Origin of the sequence: Micromonospora sp. CPCC 206060 (genome assembly GCF_036906895.1) — a bacterium.
Lineage (GTDB): Bacteria > Actinomycetota > Actinomycetes > Mycobacteriales > Micromonosporaceae > Micromonospora.
This window is the reverse complement of the sequence record NZ_JBAKHU010000072.1, coordinates 1-26678: the sequence shown is the minus strand read 5'-3', so window position 1 is coordinate 26678 and position 26678 is coordinate 1. Positions and strand designations below refer to the sequence as shown.

Annotated in this window: 26 protein-coding genes; 7 read left to right on the top strand and 19 right to left on the bottom strand. The window is 71.6% G+C overall.

Features of this window, described 5'->3' with window-relative positions:
- The first annotated feature begins 345 nt into the window (after nt 1–345).
- The 5 genes from V6U90_RS27950 to V6U90_RS27930 are packed head-to-tail and all read left to right on the top strand — an operon-like array spanning nt 346 to nt 4370.
- Nucleotides 346–1470 (top strand): metal-dependent hydrolase family protein, encoded by a 1125-nt coding sequence (locus V6U90_RS27950; RefSeq protein ID WP_334442878.1) that lies wholly within the window; start codon nt 346–348, stop codon nt 1468–1470.
- Nucleotides 1467–1889 (top strand): nuclear transport factor 2 family protein, encoded by a 423-nt coding sequence (locus tag V6U90_RS27945; RefSeq protein WP_334442876.1) that lies wholly within the window; start codon nt 1467–1469, stop codon nt 1887–1889. The genes V6U90_RS27950 and V6U90_RS27945 overlap by 4 nt, the downstream gene beginning before the upstream one ends.
- A complete protein-coding gene (locus V6U90_RS27940; protein ID WP_334442873.1) occupies nt 1886–2215 on the top strand; it encodes a TIGR04076 family protein in 330 nt (109 codons plus the stop codon). Before V6U90_RS27945 ends, V6U90_RS27940 begins: the two co-directional genes overlap by 4 nt.
- Nucleotides 2215–3213 carry an LLM class flavin-dependent oxidoreductase gene (locus V6U90_RS27935; protein WP_334442870.1) on the top strand — a complete coding sequence of 333 codons (999 nt, stop codon included), beginning with the start codon at nt 2215–2217 and terminating at the stop codon, nt 3211–3213. The genes V6U90_RS27940 and V6U90_RS27935 overlap by 1 nt, the downstream gene beginning before the upstream one ends.
- 17 nt (nt 3214–3230) lie before the next feature.
- Entirely contained in the window at nt 3231–4370 is a 1140-nt protein-coding gene (locus V6U90_RS27930; RefSeq protein WP_334442866.1) for an alpha/beta hydrolase family protein, read from the top strand.
- Nucleotides 4371–4433: 63 nt separating this feature from the next.
- Here the strand turns inward: V6U90_RS27930 and V6U90_RS27925 are convergent, their stop codons facing one another.
- Nucleotides 4434–5078 carry a helix-turn-helix domain-containing protein gene (locus tag V6U90_RS27925; RefSeq protein WP_334442864.1) on the bottom strand — a complete coding sequence of 215 codons (645 nt, stop codon included), beginning with the start codon at nt 5076–5078 and terminating at the stop codon, nt 4434–4436.
- 284 nt (nt 5079–5362) lie between these two features.
- On the opposite strand from V6U90_RS27925, the gene V6U90_RS27920 reads away from it, so the two are divergent.
- Complete coding sequence (locus tag V6U90_RS27920; RefSeq protein WP_334442862.1) at nt 5363–8272, top strand: BTAD domain-containing putative transcriptional regulator; 2910 nt, start codon at nt 5363–5365, stop codon at nt 8270–8272.
- On the opposite strand, the gene V6U90_RS27915 is transcribed toward V6U90_RS27920, so the two are convergent.
- From V6U90_RS27915 to V6U90_RS27840, 16 genes are all read right to left on the bottom strand, one after another.
- Nucleotides 8187–9335 carry a zinc ribbon domain-containing protein gene (locus tag V6U90_RS27915; RefSeq protein ID WP_334442860.1) on the bottom strand — a complete coding sequence of 383 codons (1149 nt, stop codon included), beginning with the start codon at nt 9333–9335 and terminating at the stop codon, nt 8187–8189. The genes V6U90_RS27920 and V6U90_RS27915 overlap by 86 nt on opposite strands.
- A complete protein-coding gene (locus V6U90_RS27910; RefSeq protein WP_334442857.1) occupies nt 9332–9892 on the bottom strand; it encodes a phage tail protein in 561 nt (186 codons plus the stop codon). Before V6U90_RS27910 ends, V6U90_RS27915 begins: the two co-directional genes overlap by 4 nt.
- A gap of 63 nt (nt 9893–9955) precedes the next feature.
- Nucleotides 9956–11911 carry a putative baseplate assembly protein gene (locus V6U90_RS27905; RefSeq protein ID WP_334442855.1) on the bottom strand — a complete coding sequence of 652 codons (1956 nt, stop codon included), beginning with the start codon at nt 11909–11911 and terminating at the stop codon, nt 9956–9958.
- Nucleotides 11911–12321, bottom strand: a complete 411-nt coding sequence (locus V6U90_RS27900) for a GPW/gp25 family protein (RefSeq protein ID WP_334442852.1) — start codon at nt 12319–12321, stop codon at nt 11911–11913. Before V6U90_RS27900 ends, V6U90_RS27905 begins: the two co-directional genes overlap by 1 nt.
- 4 nt (nt 12322–12325) lie before the next feature.
- On the bottom strand, nt 12326–12607 hold the full coding sequence (locus tag V6U90_RS27895) for a PAAR domain-containing protein (protein WP_334442849.1): 282 nt from the start codon (nt 12605–12607) through the stop codon (nt 12326–12328).
- Between the two features lie 88 nt (nt 12608–12695).
- Nucleotides 12696–14531 carry a VgrG-related protein gene (locus V6U90_RS27890; RefSeq protein ID WP_334442846.1) on the bottom strand — a complete coding sequence of 612 codons (1836 nt, stop codon included), beginning with the start codon at nt 14529–14531 and terminating at the stop codon, nt 12696–12698.
- Nucleotides 14521–15297 (bottom strand): CIS tube protein, encoded by a 777-nt coding sequence (locus tag V6U90_RS27885; protein ID WP_334442843.1) that lies wholly within the window; start codon nt 15295–15297, stop codon nt 14521–14523. The genes V6U90_RS27890 and V6U90_RS27885 overlap by 11 nt, the downstream gene beginning before the upstream one ends.
- Before the next feature lie 3 nt (nt 15298–15300).
- Nucleotides 15301–15738 (bottom strand): phage tail protein, encoded by a 438-nt coding sequence (locus tag V6U90_RS27880; protein WP_208817068.1) that lies wholly within the window; start codon nt 15736–15738, stop codon nt 15301–15303.
- A 67-nt stretch (nt 15739–15805) separates the two neighbouring features.
- On the bottom strand, nt 15806–18160 hold the full coding sequence (locus V6U90_RS27875) for a hypothetical protein (protein ID WP_334442840.1): 2355 nt from the start codon (nt 18158–18160) through the stop codon (nt 15806–15808).
- Nucleotides 18161–18211: 51 nt separating this feature from the next.
- On the bottom strand, nt 18212–18370 hold the full coding sequence (locus V6U90_RS27870; RefSeq protein ID WP_334442837.1) for a DUF6760 family protein: 159 nt from the start codon (nt 18368–18370) through the stop codon (nt 18212–18214).
- Nucleotides 18367–18816, bottom strand: coding sequence for a hypothetical protein (locus tag V6U90_RS27865; protein ID WP_334442834.1), 450 nt, complete (start codon nt 18814–18816; stop codon nt 18367–18369). The genes V6U90_RS27870 and V6U90_RS27865 overlap by 4 nt, the downstream gene beginning before the upstream one ends.
- Nucleotides 18817–18820: 4 nt before the next feature.
- Entirely contained in the window at nt 18821–19264 is a 444-nt protein-coding gene (locus tag V6U90_RS27860) for a phage tail protein (RefSeq protein ID WP_208814174.1), read from the bottom strand.
- Between the two features lie 24 nt (nt 19265–19288).
- Nucleotides 19289–20830 (bottom strand): phage tail sheath family protein, encoded by a 1542-nt coding sequence (locus V6U90_RS27855; RefSeq protein WP_334442829.1) that lies wholly within the window; start codon nt 20828–20830, stop codon nt 19289–19291.
- A gap of 54 nt (nt 20831–20884) precedes the next feature.
- Nucleotides 20885–21082 carry a type II toxin-antitoxin system HicB family antitoxin gene (locus V6U90_RS27850; RefSeq protein ID WP_334442827.1) on the bottom strand — a complete coding sequence of 66 codons (198 nt, stop codon included), beginning with the start codon at nt 21080–21082 and terminating at the stop codon, nt 20885–20887.
- Nucleotides 21083–21094: 12 nt separating this feature from the next.
- Nucleotides 21095–21502 carry a PIN domain-containing protein gene (locus tag V6U90_RS27845; RefSeq protein ID WP_334442824.1) on the bottom strand — a complete coding sequence of 136 codons (408 nt, stop codon included), beginning with the start codon at nt 21500–21502 and terminating at the stop codon, nt 21095–21097.
- Nucleotides 21499–21729 carry a type II toxin-antitoxin system VapB family antitoxin gene (locus V6U90_RS27840; RefSeq protein WP_334442821.1) on the bottom strand — a complete coding sequence of 77 codons (231 nt, stop codon included), beginning with the start codon at nt 21727–21729 and terminating at the stop codon, nt 21499–21501. Before V6U90_RS27840 ends, V6U90_RS27845 begins: the two co-directional genes overlap by 4 nt.
- 552 nt (nt 21730–22281) lie before the next feature.
- On the opposite strand from V6U90_RS27840, the gene V6U90_RS27835 reads away from it, so the two are divergent.
- Entirely contained in the window at nt 22282–22527 is a 246-nt protein-coding gene (locus V6U90_RS27835; protein ID WP_334442819.1) for a winged helix-turn-helix domain-containing protein, read from the top strand.
- Between the two features lie 145 nt (nt 22528–22672).
- Here V6U90_RS27835 and V6U90_RS27830 read toward each other — a convergent pair whose 3' ends face one another.
- Nucleotides 22673–23308, bottom strand: coding sequence for a hypothetical protein (locus V6U90_RS27830; RefSeq protein WP_334442816.1), 636 nt, complete (start codon nt 23306–23308; stop codon nt 22673–22675).
- On the bottom strand, nt 23305–26487 hold the full coding sequence (locus tag V6U90_RS27825) for a phage tail protein (protein WP_334442814.1): 3183 nt from the start codon (nt 26485–26487) through the stop codon (nt 23305–23307). Before V6U90_RS27825 ends, V6U90_RS27830 begins: the two co-directional genes overlap by 4 nt.
- Nucleotides 26488–26678: the final 191 nt, after the last annotated feature.

Genomic DNA, 26678 nt, shown 5'->3' with positions numbered 1-26678 from the left:
CGACCCCGGCCAGCCGCGCATCGACGATCAGGCCGGCGACGGCAGCGGGAACCTCGACGCCTGAGCCACCTACCAGGGGGTTTCCTAACGCTCATGTCACCGGGGATCATTTAGTTGATCTTTAGGGCGCGGGGTCGAGCGTCTGGCCGGGCATGCAGCATTCGCCCCGGATGTCTCTGTCGGCAAAGGACCATTTGCCGACAGGTACGGAACGGAGTCAATGGATCACTCCCGACCACGGGAATCCGACCCGCCGATCCAATGCAGGCCGATCCGAGTTGACGACAGCGTTTGATGACAGTTGGATCAGCGGTGTCGGCGACGATCGGATGAACAGGACAGGCAATGGCCGAGTTGGTCTACACGCGGGCCGAGAGCGACCCGATCGGACTGGACCTGGCCGGCGGGTACCTCACCCCCGGACTGGTCAACATGCACACTCATCTCTCGCTCTCGCTGCCCGGCACCGGCGGCGACAACGTCAAGGGGATGGGGCCGCACGACCTCGCCCTCTACATGGCCGACGGGGCACGCCGGACCCTGCACTGCGGGGTGACCACGGTGCGCTGCGTGGCCGAGAAGGACCACGCCGACTTCGCACTGCGCCGGGCCATCACCGCCGGCCGGATACCCGGTCCCCGGATCCATACCGCCGGCCGCGCGCTGGTCTGCACCGGAGGGCACGGCCACGAGAGCGGCGACACCCTGGAGTGTGACGGGCCGGTCGGCTTCCGGCGCGGGGTACGCAGCCAGATCAAGGCCGGCGCGGACCTGATCAAGGTGATGATCTCCGGTGGCATCGCCGGGGAACACGAGCGGATCCACACGCCGCAGCTCTTCGCCGACGAGCTGGCCGCGGTGCTGGAGACCGCGCACGCCTGGGGCCGCAAGGTGACCGCGCACGCCGGCCCGGCCGACGTGATCGGCGCTGCCGTGGACCTCGGACTGGACTGTGTGGAACACGGCTACCAGCTCACCCCGAAGGTGGCCGCCCGGATGGCCGAACGCGGTACGGCGCTGGTGCCGACCCTCCTGGTGACCCGGTGCAAGGAGTTCTTCGACGAACTCGGCGTACCGGAGTGGATGCAGTGCCGGTCGCTGGGCGCCGGGCCCCGGCACCTGGAGAGCTTCGAACTTGCCCTCGAAGCCGGGGTGGAGGTGCTGCTCGGCAGCGACATGCCGCCGTTCTGGCACTTCGAGGGCACCAACGCCACCGTCCGGGAACTGGAGTACCTGGCCGAGCGGATGGGCCGGGCCCGGGCGTTGTACGCCGGCACCCTCGGGCCGATCCGCTGGCTGGGCGTCGAGGACGACCGTGGCACGGTGCAGGCCGGCAAGCTGGCCGACCTGATCGTGATGGACGACGACCCGCTCGCCGACACCTCGGCCTTCCGGGGTGTGCGCTGGGTGATGCAGGGTGGCCGGGTCGTGCGCGACGACCGGGCCGGGGTACCGGGAGGTACGCCGTGACCTTCGTGGACGCCGGGCCGGCGGCAGCCATCGCCGCCGGGATCGACGACATGTACGCGGCCTTCCTCGCCGGGGACCGGCGGCGCTTCGACGCGCACCTGCACCCCGAGGTGACCACCTGGGAGACCCACCTGCCCGGGCCACTACGGACCCGGGCACAGCTCGACGCGTACCGCGACGAGCGGGACGCCGCCGGTCGTCGGCCGCAGCTTGCCGTCCTCGACGCCCGGGACAAGCGGATCGACGTCTGGGGCGAGGTCGGCCTGGCCCGCTACCTGCTCGTCGCCCAGGACGGTGGCCCGGACAGCCCGGGGCAGTTCACCCGGGTCACCGACGTGTTCCGCCGCGTCGACGGCGCCTGGCTCATCGTGCACCACCACGCCGAACTGCTGCCGCCGGACGGAAGGGAGACGCCGTGACCGACACACCGGACGGCGACATGGAAATCTACGACCTGCGGGTCACCGTGGACCGGATCGAGGGCCGGTCGGTCTGCGGAATGGCGGTCGGCGACCACTTCGAACTGACCGAGAGCGCCCACCTGCGGCTGCCGCAGGGACAGCACTTCTGCGTGTACGCGCTGGCCTCGGTGCTACCGTTCCTCGCCGCCAAGCAGCGGGACCTGGCGGCCGGGGACTGGCTGGCCCAGGACTCGCACTTCGCCTGCCCGGACCCGGAGGAGCGGCTGATCATGAAGGTGGAGCGGACCTGCCGGCGCCGGATGAACTCGGCGGACCTGACCTGATGGCCGTCGAGATCGGACTCGGGATCCAGAGCGACAAACCGGCCGGCACCTACGCCCGGCTGGCCCGCAGCGCCGAGGCGTACGGCTTCGACGTGCTGACCGTCTTCGGTGACCTGATGTACCAGCCGCCGATCTTCCCGCTGCTGGAGATGGCCGCCGCCACCAGCCGGGTACGCCTCGGCCCGGCCTGCCTCAACCCGTACTCGCTGGCGCCGTACGAGATCGCCGGTCAGCTCGCCGCCCTCGACCTGGCCTCGGACGGCCGGGCCTACCTCGGTCTGGCCCGGGGCAGCTGGCTCGGTGCGGTGGGGTTGGACCAGCCCCGGCCGCTGACCACGATCGAGGAGGCCGCCGCGGTGGTCTACCGGCTGTTGGCCGGCGACCGCTCCGGCTACCCCGGCCGGGTCTTCTCGCTGGCGCCGGGCACCGCGCTGCGCTACCCGGTCCGCCGGCCCGACCCGCCGCTGCTGCTCGGCGCCTGGGGGGCGCAGGGCGCGGCCCTCGCCGGCCGGATCGCCGACGAGATCAAGGTGGGCGGCAGCGCCAACCCGGACATGGTGCCGGTGATCCGCGACCGGTTGCGGGTCGGCGCCGACCGGGCCGGACGGGATGTCGACGCGATCGGCATCGTGCTCGGCGCGGTGACCGTGGTGGACACCGACGGCGAGGCGGCCCGGGCCAGGGCCCGTACCGAGGTGGCGATGTACCTCGCCGTGGTCGCGGACCTCGACCCGACCGTGACGCTGCCCGACGGCCTGGTGGCCCGGGTCGGCGAACTGGTCGACGCCGGCCGCGACGCGGAGGCCGGCCGGCTGATCCCCGATGACGTGCTCGACCGGTTCGCCTTCTCCGGTACCCCGGAGCAGGTGGCCACGCAGGCCCAGGCACTGATCGACGCCGGGGTCCGGCGGGTCGAGTTCGGCACGCCGCACGGGCTGACCGACGACGGCGGAGTGGCGCTGCTCGGCTCCGCCGTGCTGCCGCTGCTGTCCCGCTGAGCGGGGAGGTTGCGACCATGGACGTCCTGGTGGTGGCCGGCCCGGAACTGGTGGCCGACCTCGACCTGCTGCGGACGCTGACCGGCTCCACCTGCGCGGAACTGGGCGTGACCAGCCGGTTGGTGACCGCAGCCTCGGCCGGCGAGGTGCGCTCCGCCGTCGCGGCGGCGACCGGTCCGGTGGTCGTGCTGCCCGGACCGACGCCCGAGGTACGCGCCGGCATGGCCACCGCACCGGCCACCGTGGTCCACTACGACCTCACCGTCGCCACCCCGGTCGATGGCGTGGCCCACCTGCATGGGCGGGGCGTCTGGGGCCTGGTCTGGGCGATCCGGCACGCCGTGCACCGCCTCCGGACGCCAACCCGGCGGATCGCCTACGGCAGCCATCCGGAGCAGTGGGGTGAGCTGCGGCTGCCGGTGGACGGGGCGGCCGGCCCAGTCCCGGTCGCGGTGCTGCTGCACGGCGGATTCTGGCGGTCGATCTGGGGCGCCGACCTGATGGACGCCCTCGCCGTGGACCTGGCCGACCGGGGCTGGGCAGCGTGGAACCTGGAGTACCGTCGCCCCGACCGGCACGGCTGGGACAGCACCACCGCCGACGTTGCGGCCGGTGTGGCGGCCCTCTCGGCTCTCGCCACCGACCGGCCGCTCGACCTGGACCGGGTGGTGGTGTTCGGGCACTCGGCCGGTGGGCAGTTGGCGCTCCGGCTCGCCGCCGACCTGGCGTCGACGGTTTCCGGGGCCGATCCGGTGCCTACCGTGCCGGCCTCCGCCCGGCCGGGGTCTCCGGTCCGGGTGGCGTTGGCGGTCTCCCTGGCCGGGGTGGTCGACCTGGCCGAGGGGGAACGGCGGTACCTGGGCGAGGGGGCCGTCCGCAGCGCGCTCGGCGGCACCCCGGCGACCGTGCCGGACCGGTACGCCGCTGGCGACCCGCTGGCCCGGCTGCCGCTCGGCGTGCCGACCCTGCTGGTGCAGGGGACCGGCGACGGGCTCGACCTGATCGACGTCAACCGCCGGTACGCGGTGGCGGCCCGCGCGGCCGGTGACGACCTGACCCATCTCGAACAGGCCGGGGACCACTTCGACGTCATCACCCCGGGCTCGGCGATCTGGCAGGCCGCCATGGCCGAGGTGGACCGGCGGATCCACGGCTGACCAGCGGGCCGGACCGCCTGTTTCATCCAGGTGAACACACTGCTGCCGGCCGGGGTGGTCGGCTCAGAACAGCCGGGGCGTGACCACCGAGACGACGGTGGTCACCATGTCGGTGTCGTTGTACATCCGGTGCGGCACCGACGAGCGCAGATGCACGCTGTCCCCGGGGTGCAGCCGGTGCTCCGTGCCGTCGACCTCGTAGAGCAGTTCGCCCGAGATGACGTACGCGAACTCCTCCCCGGCGTGGCCGTACGCGTTCTCCCGGCGCCCGCCGGGAGCGATGTGCACCAGCATCGGTTCCAGGACGAGCCCCGGTCCCCGCTCGGAGAGCATCCGGTAGGTCTGCTGGCCCGAAACGTACTGGGTGCCGGTGTTCTCCGCCCTGGTCAGGGTGAAGTGGGTGGTCGGTGGCGGTGTCGGCTCCTCGGTGTCGTTGCGGCCGGTGTCGAAGAACTCGGCCACCGAGCGGTCCAGTGCCCCGGCGACGCTGCCCAGCGCGGTCAGCCCGATGGAGGAGATGCCCCGTTCGACCTGGGAGAGGAACCCGATCGACAGGCCGGACCGCGACGCCAGCCCGCGCAGGGTCAACCCGCGTTCGGTGCGGAACTGCCGGATGCGGGCGCCCACCAGACCCGCGCCGGGACCGTCGTCGACCCGCGCGTCGGGCCGCACCCGTTCCCGTGCCGGGGACTGTTCGATGGACCGCACCGGGACCTCCCTGTCGCGGCTGGGTGGGACCGCCGCCAGCTCTGTTCGATGGTATCGAACTTGGGTCCGCCAGCCGAGACCGGAGCGCCGGTTCCACCCGCCGGCAGCAGCGTGTCCGGCGCCCGGTCGGGGGCGTTCCCGGAGGCAGTGGGCCGTGACATTCCGCTGATATCCGACGGTTATTGTCCAATCACGGGGCGCTACCGACCGGAATTGATGGCTATCATCAGCGGTGTTGCCGGCCGCCGGTGGCGAAGACGCGACCTCGGGGGAGGTGCGTGCGAATGTCCCCAGGACTCGCTGACCACCCGTCACTGAGCCTCCTGCGACCGAGGCTGATCACTGCCCTGGACGCCCGGCCCCGGTCGCTGGGCCTGGTCGTCGCGCCCGCCGGATCCGGCAAGACCACCCTGCTCGCCCAGTACGCCGCCACCGTGGACGGACCGGCGGGCTGGCTGCGTACCGTCCCGTCGGACGCCGACCCGGCGCGGGTGGCGCGCCGGCTGGCGGACGTCCTGCCCGACGACGCCGGTCTGCTGGTCGTCGACGACCTGCACCTGATCGAGGGTTCGGCCGGGGAGTCCATGCTGCTGGACCGGGCCCACGCCCTGGCCCGCGACGGCCTGCGGGTACTGGTCGGCACCCGGCGGACCCCGCCGCTGATCCTGACCCGGCACGAGTTCTCCGACAGCGTCGTCATCGACGCCGACCAGCTCCGCTTCCGCACCTGGGAGGTCGAACGGCTGCTGTGTGACGTCTACCGTGAGCCCCTACCGGCCGACGACGTGGCGGCCCTGACCCGCCGGCTCGGTGGCTGGGCGGCCGGTTTGCAGCTCTACCACCTGTCCACCCGGGGCCAACCGCTGACCGACCGGCGTCGCGCGGTGGCCTCGCTGGCCGGCCGGTCGGCGTTGTCCCGGGACTACCTCACCCGGACCGTGCTCGCCGAACTCGCCCCGTCGCTGCGCCGGTTCCTCGTCCGTACCAGCGTGTTCGAGGTCCTCACCGCCGCGCGCTGCGACGCGCTGCTGGGCGACGGCGACGGACAGGCCGCATTGGAGGAGTTGGAACGCCGGCAGGCGTTCACCACCTCCCACGACGGCGGCCGCACCTTCACCTACCACGAGGTGCTGCGTGCCCACCTGATCGCCGTACTGACCGAGGAACTGGGGGAGACCGGCGCGCGTGCCTGGCATGCGCGCGCCGGCCGGCTCCTCGCCGGGGAGGGCGCCCTGCTGGAGGCGGCCCGCTGCTTCGCCCGGGCCCAGCGGTGGGCCGAGGTGCACCGGCTGCTCGACACCGCCGGCAGCAGCGTGGCCGTACAGGGCCTCGACCCCTGGTCCGACCTGCTGCCCGACTGGTTCATCGCCGAGGATCCGTGGCTGGTCCTCGCCGACGCGCGACACCGGATCAACGAGGGACAACTGGCGGCGGCGGTACCGCTGCTGCGCCGGGCCGAGGAGATGTTCGACAGTGAACCGGCCCGGCTGCGCTGCCGCACCCTGCGGGCCAGCGTGACGACCTGGCTGCCGGAGGGCCCACACTGGCGGGGACACTGGTCCGGCTGGCTGCGGACGGCCACCCGGCGGCACCCGGTGCTGGTCGTCGGTGAGGCGGAACGTCTCACCGACGTCGAGGGTGCCCTGGTGCGGGCGGGCGCGTTGCTGCTGGCCGGCCACGTCGCCGAGGCGCTGCGTACCCTGGACCGTTCGGTCCCCGCCCGGGGCGGCCTGACCGGGCTGGTCTGCCAGCTCCTGCGCGCCGTCGCCGCGTTGACCCGGGGGGGTTCCGCCGCGGTCGTCGCGGTCGCCGCCACCGGCCTGGACGCCGACCGCGCCGGCCTCGCCTGGCTGGCCCGGCTCGCCCGGGCGGTGCCCGCGCTGACCGGCACGGAGGCCGACCTCAAGGAGGCTGCCGCGGTCGGCGAGGAGTGCGACCGGCTGGGCGACCCGTGGGGTGCCCTGCTCGCCACCGGCTGCGCCGCGTTGGCCCGGTCGCTGCGCGGCGGGCCGGGAGTCGAGGAGGCGGGCCGGCTGCTCGACCGGGCCCGCGCGGTGGAGAGCGGCGTGCTGGCCGCCTGGGCGCAGTCCCTGCTCGCTCTGGCCGCCGTACGGGCCCGACTGCCCGACGCCGAGGTCGAGGTGCGCCGGGCGGAGAGCACCGCCCGGTCGGCGGGCGTACCCGGGGCGCGGGTGCTGGCCCTCGCCGCCGGCGTACCGACCGGGCCCGGGCGCGCGGCCGGCCTGGCCGTCGTACGCACCGCCGCCGAGCAGACCGGGATCCCCGACGCGGCGGTGACCGCCTGGCTCTCCCCGGAACCGGGCCCGGCACCGGTCGTGTCGGAGACGGCGCCGCTGACCGTACGCTGCTTCGGCGGTTTCCAGCTCTGTCTGCACGGGGAGCCGCTGAACTGGTCGCCGCTGCGTCCCCGGGCCCGCGCGGTGGCCCGGATCCTGGCCATGCACGCCGGTCGGGCCGTGCACCGCGACCGGCTCCTGGCCGCCCTCTGGCCGGACACCGACCCTGCCACCGCCACCCGTTCGCTGCACGTTGCACTGTCCAGCCTGCGCCGGTTCCTCGACACCCACCTGCCGGCGGTCGACCGGGAGGCGCTGCTGCACCGCGACGGCGACGCCTATCTGCTCGCGCTTCCGCCGGGCACCTGGTGTGACGTCACCGAGTTCCGGCGGGCCGTGCACCGGGCATCCCGGTTCGGCTACCTGCGGCATCCGCGCGCCCTCGACGACCTGCGGGTGGCGGTCGCCGCGTACACCGGTGAGCTGCTGCCGGAGGACGGCCCGGCGGAATGGGTGGTGACCGAGCGGGAGACGCTGCGCCGGCAGGCGGCGGACGCGGCGGCCGACCTGGCGGCGGCGGCCCTCGACGGTGCCACCACCGCCGGTGCCGACCCGGCGGTGACGATGGCGGCCCGTTGCGTCGAGATCGACCCGTGTCACGACGTCGGCTGGCGACTGCTGATCGCGGCGCACAGCCGGGCGGGCAACGTGGCCGCCGCCGCGCACGCCCGCCGCCGCTACGCCGACGTCCTCGTCTCCCTCGGGCTCGATCCGGCGCTGGTGGACGGCGTACCGGCGGATGGTCCCCCGGTCAGCGCCGGCCGAAGAACTCCGCTTCCGCGATCGCCACGGCCGGCACCAGGTCGTGGCCGTAGGTTGAGCGGACCTCCAGCCTGATCCGTACGACGTCCGCCTCCTCCACGGTGAAGTGCTGTTCACCCGGCGTGTCCCGCAGGTCTATGTCGGTCCGCTCCTGCCGCCCGTCGCGTCGTTCCGTGATCACGGTGAGCCGCCGTGGACGACCGGAGGCGAGGAACTTCTGCCGGTTCAGGCCGACCCCCGGGGTGATCACCACGGTGAGCAGCCGGACCGGCTCGCGGTACCGGCCCTCCACCCAGGCGTTGATGCCGGTGCCAGTCGGCGCCCAGTAGCGGTTGTTCGCTCCGTCGGTCAGCCGGGCCGCTGCCGCATCCGGCAGTGCCGACGAGGCGGACACCGTGTCCGGTACCAGGGGCATCGGGTCCTGGGTGCGGTCGCGTACCGCCTCCACCGCCCGCCGGACCAGCGGCGGTCCGACGACCGCCAGTACCGCGACCAGGCAGAGCGCGAAGACGATCAGCAGCGTCAACCGGGCGGCGGTCGACCGCCGGTCGTCCCGGGCCGGCCGGCGACGGGTCCTGCGCCGCAGCCGGTCCCACAGCCGCTGCCACCAGGTGCGCTCCGGCGTGGACCGCACCACGGTGTCCAGCGGGTCACCGCAGTACCGGCAGAACCGCCGATCCGGCCGGTTGTCCCGGCCGCAGGCCGGGCAGAACTGCTGTTCCGGCGTTGGGTGCGCCTCCCGGTCGACCGGGTCGACCGGGTCGACCGGTACCGGCGCCGGCCCGGGCGACTCGGTGGTCCGCTCCGACGGTCCGGGCTGGCGGGGTGGCGGCTGTTCCGGGGGACCGGGCCGCTCCTCCCGGGCCCGTTCCTTCCCGGCGCTGTCGTCACCGGTCCGCTCGTCACCGGTCCGCTCGGTCGTGGTCCGGTCGTCTCCGGCCCGCTCGGTCGTGGTCCGGTCGTCACCGGTCCGGTCCGGGTCGGCCTGACCACCGCCGGTGCGGTCGTCGGTCACCGGGGCAGGGCCGGACCCGGTCGCTGTCGTGACGTCGTTGTCCCAGCGGAGGAAGACGCCACAGGCGCCACAGAAGCGTTCGTCGTCGCGGTTGTGGGTAGCGCACTCCGGGCAGGTGATCATGGCTGGGTCTCCACTGCCACCCGGACGTGGACCGGTACGGTGGCCGCCAGGATCCGCCGTACCACCGCCTCGTCGGCCCCCCGGGCGATCCGCACCCGGACCTCCGCCTGCCCTTCGGGCGGGGGCGCGTCGGTCGGCGTCGTCGAGCAGCTCACCCCGCCACTGTCGGTCACCTCGACCGGTGCGCCGGTGGCCAACTCAACCGCCAGTGCGATGCCCCGGGCCGTACCGCGCCACCGGTGCAGCTCCACGGCGTGCCGGACCAGTTCCCGCCGCTGGTGCGCCGGTCCGTCCCCGTCGACCGGCGCGCCCCCGCCGACCGGCCCGTCCCCGTCGACCGGCGCCGCCACCCAGCCGGCGAGCCAGTCCAGGAAGTCCGGCGGGGCCAGGTCCAGATCGAGGTACGCGTCGAGGCAGTCGAGGGTCAGCAGTACCGGCGCCAGCACCTCGTCCAGACCGGCGGTGAACCGCTGTGCGAAGTCGTCCTCCAGGTACGCCGCAGGCAACGCCTGCCCGATCGGGTGGGGGCTGGCCAGCCCCGGTACCGCACCCCGCATGATCCCCTCCTGACTCCGCCGGGCCACCGCCCGGCCGGTGACCTGATCCCGGCGGGCCGCCCCTCAACCGGTGACCCGCACCTGGTGGTCGTACGAGAACGCCAGAGCCCGGTCGTCGAGTTCGATGCGCTGCACCTCCGCCCCGCGGGTACCCGTGGTCGGGTCGGCACCCATCAGCCGGACATCCTCCACCAGGTCCACCCCGTCGACCCGTTGCAGCACGGCGTGCAGTTCACCCGACTGGACCGGTCGACCGAACGGCCACCCGGTGCCGTCGGGCCCACCGACCACCGGGTCCAGGTAGCCGTAGAGGGCCCGCAGCGCCCGCCGACGCAGCTCCGCGTGGGAGACGGTGGCGCGGGGCAACGCGCGGACCCGGGCCAGGACCGTCACCCCCTGGTAGAACGGCGGTTCGACCAGCACCAGGGCACCGACGCAGCGGCGGGCGTCCAGGTGTGCCTTGATCCGGTCCAGCACCTCCTGGCGGGGCCGCAGCGCGTCGAACCGGGCGCTGTCGTCCTCGGTCTCCCGGTGCTCGCCGAGGGCCGGTACGACCAGCACCCGCACCGTGGACGAACCGTCACCCGCCGGAACACAGTGCACCCGCAGCACCTCCGGTGCCGCCTCCCGGGCCAGGTGCGCGTAGTCCTCGGCGGTCACCGCCCGGTCCCGGGTCCGCACGGTCAGCGGTCCGCGTACCCGGGCCTCGTCCAGTGACTCGCCGTCCACGCCACCGGACGCCGCCGTGCGGTTGGTCACCGTGGACACGAACGGCACCGGGTCGCGCAGCACGGTCAACGTGCGGGCGGCCACGTTGCCCTGCCGGCCACCGCCGGTGCGGTACGCCGGAATCCGGACCACCACCCCCTTCTGCGGCATCCCCCCGTACCGGTGCACCGTCCCGTCGGCGTGCCGGACCGCCGGGCCGAAACGGATCTCCCCGGTGGACCGGTCCACGCACACGTGCCGGTCGTCCGGAGCCGAGTCGGCGAAGCTGGTCACCTCGTGCCAGGTCTGCCAGCCGTCGGCGCTGCCCACCTCGACCTCGACGGTGCCGGCACCGGCCACGATCGGGGCCCGCTGCACGGTGAACCGCTGCCCCGGCACCCCCTCGGCGATCCCGAGGGTCTCCCCGGCGATCAACTCGGCGTGACAGGCGGCGACCGTACCGCCGATGGTGTCTGCTGCGGCCCGACCCAGCCGGGGCGGGGCATGGTAGAACGGCTGCCCGGCGGCCGGTTCCCGCAGGCGGCAGCGCAGCCACGCGGCGCGGCGCCGGGCCACCATCGACACGGCGTGCCCGGCCGGTACGTGCAGGACCACCTCACCGGCCCGGTTCAGCGCACCCGTGGTGTTGCGTTCCTCCGGGCACGGCGCCCAACCGCCGTCGGTCCACGCCTCCCACACCAGCGGGGGGTTCGTCGGGTCCACGCCCCGCCCGGCGACCGCCCAGTCCATGGTGAGCAGCACCGCGCAGCCGGGTACCGGCCGGTCGAGACCGAACAGCACGGCGTCCCCGGGGACCGGCGGGTCGGCGAACGCGGCGATCCGCTCCGGGCCGCCCAGGTCACCGGTGCGGTCGGCCTGCTCACCGCCGGCCGCCACGGTGGCCACCGCGACCAGCTCACACGGCGGTACGGTCAACTCGCGGACCGTCTCGAAGGTCACCGGCTCGACGTTCTCGGCGCGCACCGTCGCCACGTGCGTGCCGGCGGGCACCACCACCGGGACGTCCCGTGGCGCGGACAGCCAGAAGGTCACCTCCGTCGACGCCACCGACGGCGCGAACGGGGTGACCCCGATCAGGTCGAGAAACTTCACGTAGTGCCGGTCCGGTACCCGGTTGAGCCGGTAGAGCAGCTGGTCGACCAGGTACGCGAACGTCTCGATCAGGGTCACCCCCGGGTCGGAGACGTTGTGGTCGGTCCACTCCGGGCAGCGCTGCTGCACCATCCGCTTCGCGTCGTCCACCAGGTCCTGGAAACGCCGGTCGTCGAGGTTCGGTGGGATCAGGGCCATCAGTCCGCTCCGGGATCGTGCGCGGGGATGGTGTAGAACGGGAACACCAGGTTGCGGGGATCGTTGTCGTGCCGCAGCCGGTACCGGATGTCGATGAGCAGCTCACCCCGGGCGGCGTCGGCGAAGTCCACCAGCACGTCGTCGAGTTCGATCCGGGGCTCCCACCGATCCAACGCCCGCCGGACCTGGTAGGCGATCTGCCCGGCGGTGGACGGGTCGGCCGGGGCGAACACCAACTCGTGGATCGCGCACCCGAACTCGGGGCGGCCCGGCCGCTCACCCGGCGCGGTGCTCAGGATCAGCCAGATGCTCTCCACCACCTCGCGGTCCCCGCGCACCAGGGCGATGCCCCCGGTCGGTCCGGTACGCAACGGGAACGCCCAACCGGCGCCGACGAAGTCGCTGCTCATCCCCTCACCCGCCGATCAGCACGGTCGGACAGCCGCTCAGGATCGGGGCCCCGCACCCGGTCAGGTCGCCGACCCGGGCGGCGGGCCGGCCACCGATGAGCACCGTCGGGCAGCCGGGCGGCACCACCGGCGACGGCGGGTGCGGCGGGGTGCCGGGGAAGGTGCAGGCGTGCATCGTGCCCACCGTGGCGGCGGGCTGCCGACCGATCAGCACGGTCGGCACGCCGGGGCCGCCGAGCGTACCCGGGTGGCCGGTCGGGTCACCGACGCGGGCGGCTGCTGGCACGGCTCATCTCCCCTCGTTCGCGCCGGTCGGTCCCGGCATGGTCGTCTCCGCACCCGGTCCGCAGGTCACCGGCACGTCATCACCGTCCTCAGTTGATCCGGACCACGCCGCCACGGACGGTCACCGTTCCGCCAGCGGTCAGTTCCGCACCACCGGAACCGGTGACCTTGACCGTGGCGCCCTCCACCGAGGCCCCGGCCGTGCCCCTGACGGTGACCCGGCCGTCGCCCTCGATGCCCAGGTCACCCTTGGCGCGCATGGTGATCCGCTGCCCGGCCAGCTCCAGTGCACCCGAGCCGGCGTCCAGGGTCAGCCCGTCACGTCCGCTGACCGTGACCTTGCCGTCGCTGACGATCTCGATCTGTTTCCCGGTACGGTCCAGCCGTACCAGGAACTTCCGGTCACCGGTGGCGATCAGTACCCCGTCCGGGCCGCTGCCGGCCTCCAGCAGTTCCAGCCGGTGGCCGGTGCGGGACACCAGCGCCCGGGCGGCGATCCGGCCGCTGCTGCCGTCCACCGGTTCGGTGTCCAGCTTCGGTGGCTTGTCCGTGCCGTTGTGCAGGCCGCCGAGCACGTACGCGGCGTCGAGGTTGCCGCCGGTGAAGCCGACCAGCACCTCGTCACCCACCTCGGGCAGCAGCACCGCGCCCCGGTCGGCACCGGCACCGGCCTGTACCACCCGCGCCCAGCCGGTGGTGTACTGCCCGTCCAGCCACGGCAGGGTCAGCCGTACCCGACCCAGTTGCCGGGGGTCCCGGACGTCGCTGACCACCGCCGGAACCAGCCCGTCGGCCACCCGTTCGGTGGGCGTACCGCCGCCGGCCAGGCCGTACAGGGTGCGGTCCGAGCGGCCGGAGACGGTGAACGCGGTGGTGTAGCCAGCCTGCTCGCTGAACACGTGCCGGGTGCTGGTCAGCACGTACTTCCCCTCGAACGGCGCACCGACGTTGGCCAGGGCCACCGCCACCCCGGCCCGCAGCCGGGCGTTGCCCTTGGCCACCCCCTCGATCTCGGCGCAGCCGCCACCGAGCAGGTCGGCCGTCGCACCGGCCACCGCCCGGACCGCCGCGTCGGTGCCGAGCGTCGGATCGGCGACCAGGTACGCCGGTGCACCCACGTCCCGCCCCAGCGCGGCCGGGTCCGCGCCGACCCCCTCCGCACCCGGTACCCGGGGTGTCGCGGCGGCACTGACCGCCTGCATGGCGTCCGGGTCCCAACCCCGGGCGGTCACCTCGGGCACCTGCGCGGTGGCGGTGATCCCGGCCCGCAACGCCACCAGGTTGCGGTTGACCTCCAGCACCAGCGGATCCTGGGTGGCCCGCGCCGACGGGTCCGGTGCGCCGGCCGGCGGTTCGGGCATCCGCAGGTGCAGGGCCCCGTCGACGACCGTCACCTGCGCGCCGACCAGCCCGGCGAGCCGCCCCAGGAACACCCAGTCGCTGACGTTGTCCTGACTGATCTGCACCTCCGGCGTACCGCCGAAGCCGGTCACCGGATCGATCCGGCCGACCGGCAGCCCGGCCCGCTGCGCGACCGCCCGGACGATGTCCGGGACCGTCATGTTCGGGTACGCGGCCACCCGCCGCCCGCGCATCAACCGGTGGGTCAGGTCCAGGCCACGGATCTCGGTGAACGTGCCGCCCGCGTCGAGTTCGCACTCCACCGCGGTCACCTCACCGGTCAGCAGCGGCAGCGGCCCGCCCGGATCGGAACTCTGCGCGGTCAGCGTGACCCTGGCGCCGATGGTGAACCCGCCCTTCGCCAGCACCGAACGGTCCGGGTCCCGGTAGCGCAGCACGAACCGGTCGGGCAGGTTCCGGCTGTCGTCGACCGCCGCGTACGTCAGCAGCCCGGCGACCGCGGCGGGCAGCGCGCTGCCGCCCACCTCTACCAGCAGCGCGTTGGCGAACTGTTCATTGGCCATGCGGACCGACCAGGGTGGACAACTCCTCCGGTGCGGGTACCAGCAGCGCCCGACCGGGACGCAACCGCAACGGGTCGTCGATCTCGTTGGCCTCGGCGATCACCCGCCACAGCCCCGCCCGCCCGTACGCCGCATAGGCGATCGAGTGCAGGGTGTCCCCGGCGACGACGACATGGACGTCACGGGCGGCCAGCGCACCGGAGGTCGGGTTCTGCCCGGACTGCTCACCGGAGATCTCCTCCAGGGTGACCGTGCACAGCGCCCGGATCGGCGTACCACCCGGGGTGAAGAGCGTGTACTTGGCGTTGACGCTGGCCACGAAGGAGGGGAAGCCGACCATGCCACCCCAGTGGAACACCACCCACGGTGGGGAGCCCTTTTTCTGCTGCCGGCTCGCCTCGGTCGGTACGCAGCAGGCGAAAAGTTCCTCGACCCGCTTCACCACCGAACTGTCCATGGTGTCGGTGGCGTCGAAGAACATCTCCACGGTCAGCTTGGCCGGATCGGCGCCGGTGAACTCCGGTACGCCGCTCTTCTTCGCGTTGCGCTGCGCGTCCCGTTTCCACTTGGCGGTCTTGGTCAGGGCCAGTTCCTTCGGGTTGAACTGGAACGGGATCCGGTGCAACTGCGGACCGGGCGAGGCGGTGCCGCCGTTGCGCGGCGGCTCGTGCAGTTGCAGGTACGCGTGGGTGAGCTGGGGCGGGGCACCACCCTGCTGCCCACCGGAGCTGCCGGCGGCGCTGAACGTGACCGGGGACGCGCTCACCGGTCACCCCCCGGTACCCGGGCCGAAAAACCCGTGATGGGCCAGCTCCAGGGTCTCCACGGCCACCTTCGGGTTGTCCGGACTCAACTGCGGGCCGGTCCAGCGCACCGGGATCACGTCGAGCAGACCCCACCGGGCGATCACGGTGCCCTCCAGGGTGCGCGCCTCGATGGTGGCGGTCTTGCGTCTGAGCCCGCTGGCCATTCCGGAGAACCAGCGCATCAGCTTCGCGCTGTCCGCGGTGACCGGGCGGGAGAGCTTCACGTTGGAGAACTTCATTCGGGTCGGCAACTGCCAGACGTGCCCGTTGTTGCCGCCCTCCTCCCGCTGCTCCACGACCACCTCGCAGCCCAGCCCGTCGCAGGTGTTGAACGCGCCGAGATCCTGGTCGTCGATCTTCACGACGAAGGCGATCGCGACGGCGACCTCGTCCCTGCTCATCGCTCCTCCTCCTTCCGCTCGGGAGTCGTACCGGTCCGCGTGCCGGCGCTGGCCGGGTCGGTCGGGATCAGCCCGGCCCGCTGAGCACCCCGTGCCGTTCCCGGTCGAGCCGTAGCTCGGTCCGCAGGCGCCGCAGCAGCGGGTCGTAGAGCTTCTTCAGCAGTTCCTCCGGCTCCACCCCGGCTGCCATCCCCGCTGCTGGGCCCGCTGCCGGGCCACCCGCCGCCGCTGTCGGGGGCGGTGCTTCTCCGACCGGCTCAGCGAGTGGTTCGCCTGGTGGCGTCGCTGCCGGTGGCTCGGTGACCGGTGGGCTGTCGGGAGCCGGCGCCGGCTCATCCCACGTCGGCGCAGGCTCATCCCACCCGGCCGCGCGTTGCACCACCGGCCGGTCCGCCGGGGACGACACGACCGGCACCGACACGACCGGCACCGACACGACCGGCGGTGCCTGCGACGGCCACCCCGTCGGGTACCCGGCCCCGGTTGTGGCATCCGGCGCGGGACCGAGCGGGGCACCCACCCACCGCTGCACCGGTACCGGGTACGTCCCGACCGACGGGGTAGCCGGCAGTGGGGTCTGACCGGGGTTGGTTGTCGCCGGCCCCGGGCTGCCGCCCGGTCGGCTGCCCTGCCAGAGGTTGCCGCCCGGTCCGGTTGCCGATACCGACCAGGCGGTACCGTCCGCCCCGGTCGACCGCTGCACCGGCATGCCGGCCGTGCCGACCGGCGGCGTCGCGGTGCCGACCGATGGGAGTACGCCCGGCTGTTCCGCGCCGATCGGCGCCAGCGCCGAACCCGGATCGGCGGGCTCGACGTGCGGGCCACTCGATGACGGCGGTGGACTACCGGGCCCGGCCGGGCCGGCACTCGGGCGGCCGGTGTGCTCCGGGTCGTCCCGTTCCCACCGGACGCGCTGGACGGCCGGCGGAGCCGGGGTGGACGCCACCGGTTCGACGCCGCTGAACAGTACCGGCGGCCGGTCACCGATGAGCCGGGCGACCGCCGGTGGTGGTGACGGGGGAGCGTCGACCGGCTCCGGAACCATCGCTCCGGCGGTCGTTGGCAGGGGCAGATCGGGGCCGGTGACGGCCCGCTGTACGGGTACCGCCCCGAACGACACATCCGGTCCGGCCGCCGCACCGGCGATCGGGGCGGCGGCCTGACCGAGCAGCGGCGCCTGGTCCAGGACAGGGGTCGACGGGGCGGCGTCGGCCGGGAACCGCTGTACCGGCTCGGGGCCGGATTCCGGGGCACCGGCACGTCCGGCGTCCGGCGTGGCGGCGTCTGCCGGCCCGGCGGTGGACAACGGCAGGTCCGGCGCGGCGGCGTGCCCGTCGCCGGTACGACCGGGCGGGGTCGGGGGGCCCGGCGGTGGGCCGGGGCCGCCGGACGGGCCCTCGGTCGCGTGCCGGGCCACGGTGATGTCGCCGCCCGGGGTGGTGCCTCCGCCCGGGGTGTTGCCTCCGCCCACCCATCCGGCGGCGGCCCCGGTACCGGTCAACGGCGGTACCAGCGACACGATCGGTCGGCCGAGGCCCAGCCGGCGTGGCACGGCACCGCCGACATCGGCGGCCCGCTGCACCGGGTGGACCGCAGTGTCCCGTACCTGAGGCAACGGAGCCGGGAGAGCGGCGGTGGTCGGCCCGGACCCGCCCTGCGCCAGTAACGGGACGACCAGCGGGGACGGCGCCGGGGAGGGGCCGGACGACTCCACGACCCGGGACACCGGCAGTGATTCCGTACCGTCTGCTTGACCCAGGGTGGGTGCGTCCGTATCCCCCGGCGCGGCCTCCGGGGCGTCGGCGCCGGGGCCGCTCCACGTGTCCGCCCCGGCCTCCGGGCCGTTGCCCGTCACCGGGGTGGCCGGTGCATCGGATGCCAGTGGCATCGGCGGTGCCTCGGCCGTTACCGGGGCGGCGGGAAGTGGCGCGGGCGTGGCTGGCGCGACGGTCGGCAGGTGCCGGGTGAGCGCCGGTGCCGGCGCGGTGAGCAACGGCCCGGCCGGGCCGACGAGACGCTGCACCCGTACCGGAGCCGGCCGGTTCGATGGCGGAGACGCCAGCGGCAGCGGCAGCGTTTCCCCGGTGGATGGCGGGTCGGCCACCGGCACGGCGGCCCCGTGCAGCGTCCCGGCCGGCTCGGCGTCGCCGACGACATGCCCCAGCGGCGCGAGGTACGACGGGTTGCCCCAGGCGGCCAGCGAAGCGGTGAACGACTCCGGCCGGAGCAGCCGGGGCTCGTCCGGTACGACCCGTTGGATCGGCGGCAGCACCGCCCAGGCCGGGGGCCCGGCCGGCGGCGTACCCGCATCGGATCGGTCCGGGACGGCCCGGTCAGCCGGACCGGCGGCGCCTGTGCCGGAGTGGCTCGTCGGCGGCGCACCGGCTATGCCGGCGTGGTCTGCCGGCGGTGCACCGTCCACGGCCGACCGTTGTACGGCCCGCTCCCGCCGACGCCAGGGCCACCACATGGGTCACCGTCCCTGACTGATCCGGGTGTTGATGCTGGCGATCTCGGCCACGTAGCGCAGCCGCTCACCGTGCTCCAGGTCGAGGATGTCCTCCAGCGACCAGTGGAAGTGGTAGGCGACGTACGCGACCTCGGTGTACAGGCGATCGGCCGCGTACGTCACGATTCCCCCAGGCGGCCACCGGCGAGGTCGACGACGAACCCGTGCCGGCACTCCGGGCAGACCACGCCGGCCCGGGTGTGCCCCTCGCTGTTGATCCGCCGGTACATGTCCTGGAGGAACGCCAGATCCGAGGCGAAGAGGTCCTCCACGATGCCGGGGTGCACGTCGACGACCGTGCCGATCCGGGTGATCACCCGGCTGAGCAGCACCACGGTCAGGTAGGGCGGGTTCTCTCGTACCCGGTCGTCGCGCAGCGGCACCAGTTCGTCCCGCGCGGTGGCCAACCGCATCACCCCGTCCCGGTGCACCATGCCGGCGGCGTCCACGTACCCCCGGGGCAACTCGAACGGGAACTCGGTCCGCAGGGTCTCCCGCTGCGGGGCGACGGGCGCCTCGGTGGCCGGTACCGCCCCGGGCGGCGGGACGAGCGACGACGTACGACGCATCGGGCTACTCGACTTCCATCGACTCGTACGTCACCACGAGCTTCTCGGTGAGTACGCTGGTGTCGCCGGCCTTCAGCGAGCTGATCTCCAGGCTCTTCGCCCACGCGTTGGTCAGCTTGTACCGCTTGATCGGAAAGCCCTCGTAGTCGAAGACGATGATCGCGCCGCCCTTGCGCGCGTCGCCCATCTTGCCGAACCGGCAGTCCTTGATCCACCGCTCGAAGCTGTTGTCGGCGGTCAGACCCCGGGTCAGCGTGACCTCACCGGCCTTCGGGGCGCCGGGTGCCTTGCGGACCACGAACTTGCCGTCGGCGGTGTTCGACTTGTACTCGATCACGTCCTGTTCCATCTTCAGGCCGGTGACCTCGGTGATCTGCCGGATGATGATGCTGTCCACCTCCAGGCCGAACGAGTGGCCGACGGCGGAGTCGAAATCGGGGAGCGGCACGACTGCCTCCTGACGCTACGGTGACTACTCGTTGACGAGGCTGGTGCCGCCGGAGAGCTGCGCCAGCTGGAAGATGACGAACTCGGCCGGCTTGACCGGGGCCACACCGATCTGGCAGACCACCTGGCCGGCGTCGATGCTCTCGGCGGGGTTGGTCTCCCGGTCGCAGCGGACGAAGAACGCCTCGTCCGGGGTCAGCCCGAACAGCGCACCGCGCCGCCACTCGTTGACCAGGAACGCGCTGATGGTGCGCCGGATCCGGGCCCATAGCGCGTCGTCGTTGGGCTCGAAGACCACCCACTGGGTGCCGTTGAGGATCGACTCCTCCAGGTAGTTGAACAGCCGCCGGACGTTGAGGTAGCGCCAGGCCGGGTCGGAGGAGAGGGTGCGGGCGCCCCAGACGAGGATGCCGCGACCCGGGAAGGCCCGGATGCAGTTGACCCCGATCGGATTCAGCAGCTCCTGCTCGGCGCGGGTGAGCTGGGTCTCCAGGGCCACCGCACCCCGGATCGACTCGTTGGCGGGCGCCTTGTGTACGCCCCGGGTTGCGTCGTTACGGGCCCAGACCCCGGCGATGTGGCCTGACGGCGGCATGAACCGGTTGGTGCCGCTCAACGGGTCGAACACCTTGATCCACGGGTAGTACAGCGTGGCGTACTTCGAGTCGTGCCCGGCCTGGTCGGTGCGCCACTCCTTGACCTGCTGCGGGGAGAGCCCCGGCGGCGGGTCGAGGATCGCCATCCGGTCACCCATCAGCTCACAGTGGGCGATCATCGCCGACTGCACCGCCTTGACCGACTCCAGGTCGATCGCGCCACGCTGGTAGGCCCCCATCAGGTCGGGCACCGCGACCATGGTCACCTCGTCGACTGCCTCCAGGCCGCCGAATCCGGTACGCTCCGCCGCGTCGCCCACGTACTCGTCGGCCGAGACGGTCTCCGGGGCGGAGCCCGGCCCTGGGCCGATGCCGGTCAGTGCCACCTCACCGCCCTGCGGCCGGGCCAACTGGCCGGTCGGCGCCGCCTCCTCGATCGTGATCAGTTTCGACCGCTCGCGGACCACGGTGACCACGTTGTCCTTGCCGCGCTTGGTGGTCACCGCCTCGAACGTCTCGGCCACCTGGCCGCCGCGCTTGACGATCAGGGTGAACCGGTCCTCAGCAGCGCCCTCCGGCGGGTCGGCCACCTCGACCGACAGGTCGTCCGGCACCCCCTCGGGCAGGGCGCGGGCCACCACCCGGTACGTGCCGAGGATCGCGGCCGGCTCGGCCCCGGCCGGTACCGCCTCGCCGCTGGCGCCGGCCCGGTCACCGCCCACCCGCACGATGTACGCGGCCCCGCCGCCCTGCATGAAGTACCCGTAGACGGCGTGGCCCAGGTAGCAGTCCGGCGCGAACTCGCCAAAGGTCTGCGAGTACTGGCTCCAGTTGGTGACCAGGGTCGGGGTGTTGAACGGCCCCTGCGCGGCGAAGCCGACGAACGCGGCGACCGCCGTACCGACCCCCTCGATCGGGCGGGAGCCGGTCACCTCCTCGACGTACACGCCCGGCGCCAGGTAGTTGGGCATCCCGCCTCCTCGTCCCTAGGGATCGAGTCGAGCGTCCCTCGTACGGGAGCGGGTTCACACGTCCACCGGGCCGCTTGATCGGGAAGGTTTGAGTGCCCGTTCAGGCATCGCCCACAGATAGAGTTCGACTGCTTCACGCAGGTTGGTCAGGGCGGCGTCGGGCGATTCACCCTGACTCGCCACATCCAGCTCAAGGCATCGTGCGACGTACCAGTCTTCTTCCTCGTGCACGGCTGCGGTGAACGTACGCACCCGGGGCCCTCGCTATACCGTCTGGTCGGCGCGGAGCGTGCGCAGGTCCGTCGCGGTGGCGATGGTCTCGAAGTCCGCGTCGACGTGCAGCAGGGTCAGGCCCCACGCCTGCGCGGTTGCCGCGATCAGCAGGTCGACGACCGAAGGTCCCTTGTGGTTACCCAGGTTCACCAGGTCATGCTGGGTTCGTTCAACGAACAGCCACGCGCTGTCGGGCATGGGATGCCAGGCGAACAGCGCCCGTAGCGTGCTCTGGAGTTGATCACGGTCGGCCTTGCTGGCGACGGCTCGCATGAGCTCGGCCTCCACGGGCGGGCACACCCCCACCAGCCCGGCCCGGACCGCGTCGACCCAGCGCGGCGCGATGTCACGGCCCTGCCGCAGGCGGATCACCAGGGAGGTGTCGGCCAGGTAGGTCACGCCGCTCGGTCCCCGTGGTCATCGATCTCGTCCTGCTCGATGAGGTCCAGGTCGAGGCGGCCGAGCAGATCCCGGAAGGAGTCCAGCAGTTGAGCGCGCCGCTCGGCGTCGACCGCAGCGGCCAGTTCCAGGGCGGCGTTCACGGTGTCACGTTTGGTGGTGGTGCGTAGCGCGCGTTGAGCGCGTACCAGCATCTCGTCGTCGATGTCGATCACAGTTCGACTCATATATCCAGCCCACCTCTCGTATATCAATGCACTATCGGTGAGGCTACCAAGGTGAAGTGCTTGCTGTAGCCGTACCTTCGTCAACGGCCGAGAGGGGTAGTCGTCACGCATGTCCCGGAGTGGGGCTGTGGTAGCCGGCAGCGGCCAGCGCCGTCGATCCGGGCGTCACACCAGATCCGGGTACGTGTCGACCGGTCATCCTCGGTGGACAGGGTGGTCTCGCCGAAGTCGAGAGCGCCGACGTGACCGAGAGAGTCTCGTAGCTCGCTCCGATAGATCATGTTCTTCGGCCTTCCGCTCGTGAGCCTGGGAAACGGATCGCACGGGTAGGTTCGCGGGCCTGCCGACACGGGATCCGGGTAGGTGGCCGGTTCCAACCGGCCACCTACCCGTGCGGGTGAACCTTCGTCCGGCTGCCACGCAAGGAGGAGGTTCGACCTGAAACTTAGGCTACACAGAGGCAGAAGTCAAGAACTCAGGTGCCACAGTGTCTTGAGTTTGGTGAAGCGGTCGTGATCAGATGGACATGCCACGCAAGAGAAGGACCTGAGCATGCCCGTGACCTCTGATTACGCGAGGATCGCCCACGAGATCGAGACGTCGATCAGGACGGGAGCCCGCGAGCCGCACAGCAAGCTGCCCACGCTGCTTGAGCTGAAGCGGGCGTACGGCGTCAGCGAGACGACGATCAAGTTCGCCCTGGTCTGGCTGGAGTCCCGCCACCTGATCTACCGGCATCAGGGCAAGGGAATCTACGTGGCTGCCGGTGACGCTTGGTTGACAGACCCCAAGGCGTAAGCGTTGCAACTGGAACTGTACTGCCCAGTTGCGGGCTGTGCGCTTACCAGTTTCCCAAACTCGAAACGTGACCTTTGATGACGTGAGGATGGCCTACCAGATCGCGTCCTGCCGCCTTATCCGCTCGGCAACGTCATCGCAGGCCTTAATCCTTCCAGTTCGTGCGAAGACCAAGGCTCCTGCAATGGGCGAGAGCTGCGTCGACCTGCGACAGGCCGTCCGGGAAGTCAAGCTCCCCGAGATCCAGGGCGGCCATGCCTTCGAAGACTTCAGTGTTGACCGAGCGTGCGATTTCGGGAAGATTCAGATGAGCTGCGTTGGGGCGAAGGCCGTAAGCGGTGCCAGCGATGACCAGAACGTGCTCCTGAGTGCGTTCCCAGTCCTCGTCCTCGTCCTGGAAGGTAGTGTCGTAGGCTTGGCTACCGTGCGGCCCGGGAGCATGGGTGCCCGCGTTCTCGGGTTCTGTTGTCTTGTCGGTCTGAATCTCGACTTCCCAGGCCAAGGTCAGTCGATCTTCCCAGTTTTCTGCGTTGGGGAAGTTGGAGAAGTACGTCGTACGATATCGCTTGATCGACCAGTTGACGATATCCGCATCGGTCTGCCCGAGATCGGCCAGGAATTGCGTCATGCAATCCAGGTTTCCTTCATTCAACTGCGTCAGGCCGGTGGTTGTCGCCTGAAACCGGCAGCGCAGTCGGTTGCGGTTTGAATCCCAGCGGGGGAGCCAAAGTCTGAAGTTCAGTGCTCCCGGGTCCGGCGTGACATCTGCCCGGTCGGTCATGGCGGGTCTCCTGGCCCTCTGAAATTGGGACCGACATCGAGTTTGAAGCCAGGTCCGCTCTTTTTTCCGTTGCAGCTGGTGCAGATGGTTGCATGATTTGATATTTCGTTGTACCAGTCTTCCCGTGGTGATTGGGCTGTGTTGTGCCCCTCGTCGTTCCAGTGCGTGGAAACCTCTCGCTTATGGTCGATGGCAGGGAGTCCGGTGGAGGTGGACTTGTTGGCTAGGTGTGGTGAGGTGGACTTGGTCCCCGGGCAGATGTACCAGTTGGATCCCGTGTGAATGCCACTCGGATCCCATCGGGACCTCTCAAGGTCTAGTCGATCCCTATGTTCCCGCAATTGTCTGCGCTTTTCCTTCAGGGCTGCGGAATCCCAGTCCGGGTAGAAGGTTGCGCGGATTGCCTTGCCATTCCGGTATTCATCGAGTAGCTGGCCTTTTGCCGTAAACGCGCTCTTCGTAAAATCGCGGAGATCTTTCATTCCAAAAGTGTGGCCGATGATATTTAATGCCCTGGTTATCTCGATTAGCTGAGCTTCCATCTTGTCTTTCTTGGCCTGCGTGAGTTGCCCGGTGTCTACTCTTTCCATGGCTCGCACCTGAGATGCCATTGCATTAAGATATCTCAATAGATCTGGGCGCTTTTGGCCGACCTTTTCTTTGCCTAGGGCGGAGTTGATCAGACCCCCTATCCATTCCCGGCGTTGGGAGGCCATCTCGACGCGGGGCCTGCCGCCCTTGGCTTCCACGTATACCGTGTGGGACTCGCCGGCCATATCGGTGCCGTGTTCGAGTGACAGGCTCGTTCTGGCGCTGGTCCTGCTGTCCTTGCCCTTGTCCTGCTTCTTTCCTCTAGCCTTCGCCCAGATCCTTCTGCCGAGGGCGACGATCTTTCCGACGACCCAGTCGACGGCTTTCATGACGGGTTTGCTGAGGGCTTTGAAGAACTTCTGGACCTTCTGTGCGAGTCCGCCGATGCCGAGTACCGCCGCGAGTACCCCGATGAGCACCGGTACCGATCGGGCAAGGGCCTTTTCGATGAGTGCGGGTACGCCACCCGTGCCGCCGCCCGCAATCGCGATGATGGCGTCGAGGACGGAGTTGACGAATTCGAGGATCTGGGCGCCCTGCGTCACGATGAAGGTGACGAAGTCGATGATCATTTTGCAGGCGCGGATGAAGGCGCTCGCGGGGTTGAGCAGGCTGATGATCCAGGTGATGCCGGCCATCAGCACGGTCGGGACCAGGTACTCGCTGATCTTGGCGAACAGGGTGGCCTTCAGGTCACCGACCTTGGCCTGGATCTCCTCCCACATGCCGCCGAGCCCCTGCGCCTGGATCTTCTGCACCAGGGGCACGGACTGCTCGACGGCGCCCATGGCCTGCTCGGGCACGCCCTTCTGGATGATCCGGCCCCGGATGGACGCCCAGGTCAGCCCGAGCAGGGAGCCGATCATCAGCACGATGCCGCGCAGGTCGAACTTCGCCGGCAGCTCCAGCCCGGCGCCGGCCATCGCGCCGGTGAGCCAGCCGACCAGGCCCTTCTTCAGGTGCTCGCCGATGTTGGCCAGGAACTGCCGCAGGCCGGCGCCGACCGCGCTGACCAGGTTGCCGAGGAACCCGATCGGATCCTTGATGATCGCCATGACCGCCTGCGCGGCCTTGGCCAGGACCCCGAGCAGCATGTCCTTGAGCTGCATGATGGTCTTGATGACCCCGGCGACCGCGTCGACGGCCTTGGCGACCAGGCCCTTGTTCTTCTCCTTCTCGGCGGCGATCTCCTCGTCCACCGCCTTGAGGGCCTCGTTGTACTTCGACGCGAGGGTCTGCACCAGCTCGGTGCCCTTGTTGTTGACCTGCTCGGTCAGCTCGTCGAACTTCCCGGCGAACTCGGCCGCCGCCTCCCTGCCGATGGCCTGCAACTCCGGCGCGAGCCCCTTCACCGCCGCCTGCAACTCGGTGCGCCCGGTGGCGATGCGCTGCTTGGCCCGGCCGAGTTCCGCGCCGATGGTGTCGGCGACCCCGGAGATGACCTGCTGCATCCGGTCGACGTAGCCCTTACGGGCGACGACGAAGATCTGGTTGGCCTCCTCGGGCAGACCGGCGAACTTGTCCTTGATCCACCGGCCCTTGCCGGTCAGCCCCGAGTACCGCTTGTCCTTGTACTCGTCCATCCGCCGTTTGTGGTCGGCGGTGAACGCGTCCCGGGCGGCCTTCTCACCCGAAGTGAACTGCTCGTCGACCTTCTTGTCCAGCCCGGACAGGATCTCCTCGACGTCTTTCTTCGTGGCGTCGAAGACCTTCTGCAAAATGGCGGTGACCTGGGCCCGCTTGGTCTCGTCGGCGGACTTGGCCTCCTCCTTGCCCGACCCGACAGTCTGCCCCGCCTGCTTACGGTCCCCGGCGAGCGCGGTCATCGCCGCCGCGCCGGCCGCCCCGGCGGCGGCCTTCGTTCCCGTGAGGGTCTGCGCCTCGGCGGCGCGTACCTGCCCGGGCGCGGTCTGCGCGTGCTGCTCGACGGCGTCCTTCTCCTTCAACGCCCCGGTGAACTCCGGCTCGTTGGACTTGGCGAGCTGCTCCTCGGTGACCTGCGCCTCGGCCATCTGCTGGTCGACCTGCTTCGGCCCGCCGGAGAAGTCCGTCGCGGCCGGCGGCAACTTGTCCGGTACGGCCTTTGCCGGGTCCGGGGTACCCGGTGGCGCCGGGGGTTTGTCCGCGACGAGGGGGGTGACCGGTTTCTCGGTGGCCTGCGAGGTGTCCGGCGGGGCCTTGGTGGTGGTCTCGATCGCCTTTGCCGAGGCCTCCTTGCCCTGACCGACCTGCCCCTGGACCTGCCCCTTGACTGCGTCGGCCTTACCCGAGTCACCGAACTTGTCGGCCTCGTCGAGGTTCTTCGGCGCCTGCGCGGCGATCGCCTCGTTCACCGCCCGCACGAACGCGGCCTTGTCGAACTCGCCGGGTTTGGCGGCGTTCATCTTCTCCGCGTTCGCCGCCTTGCCCTGGGCCTCCTTGTCGTCCTGCGGCGGCTTCGCCGCACCCTGCGCCTTCGCCGCTTCCGCACTGGCCGGCGGGTGCGCCCCCATGACGGTCTGCTTCGCCCGGACGTCGGACTTCAGCGCGGCGAACTTCGGATCAGCATCCGGCCCCGGCCGGTGCGCCGGCCCGGCGTCGGTCGCCAACCGCTGCACGTTCGCCGGGTCGGGAGCCAGGACCGGGCCGGCGGAGGCAGCCACCGCCGTGGCGGCGCCGGGCGCACCGGTGGTCGGGCCGACCGTCGCGCGCTGCGCCGGGACGGAACGACTGGCTGCCGCACCCCGGGCCGCACCGCCGCCGGGCCGGCGGGCCGGCGCCGGACGCCCCGTGGCGGCGC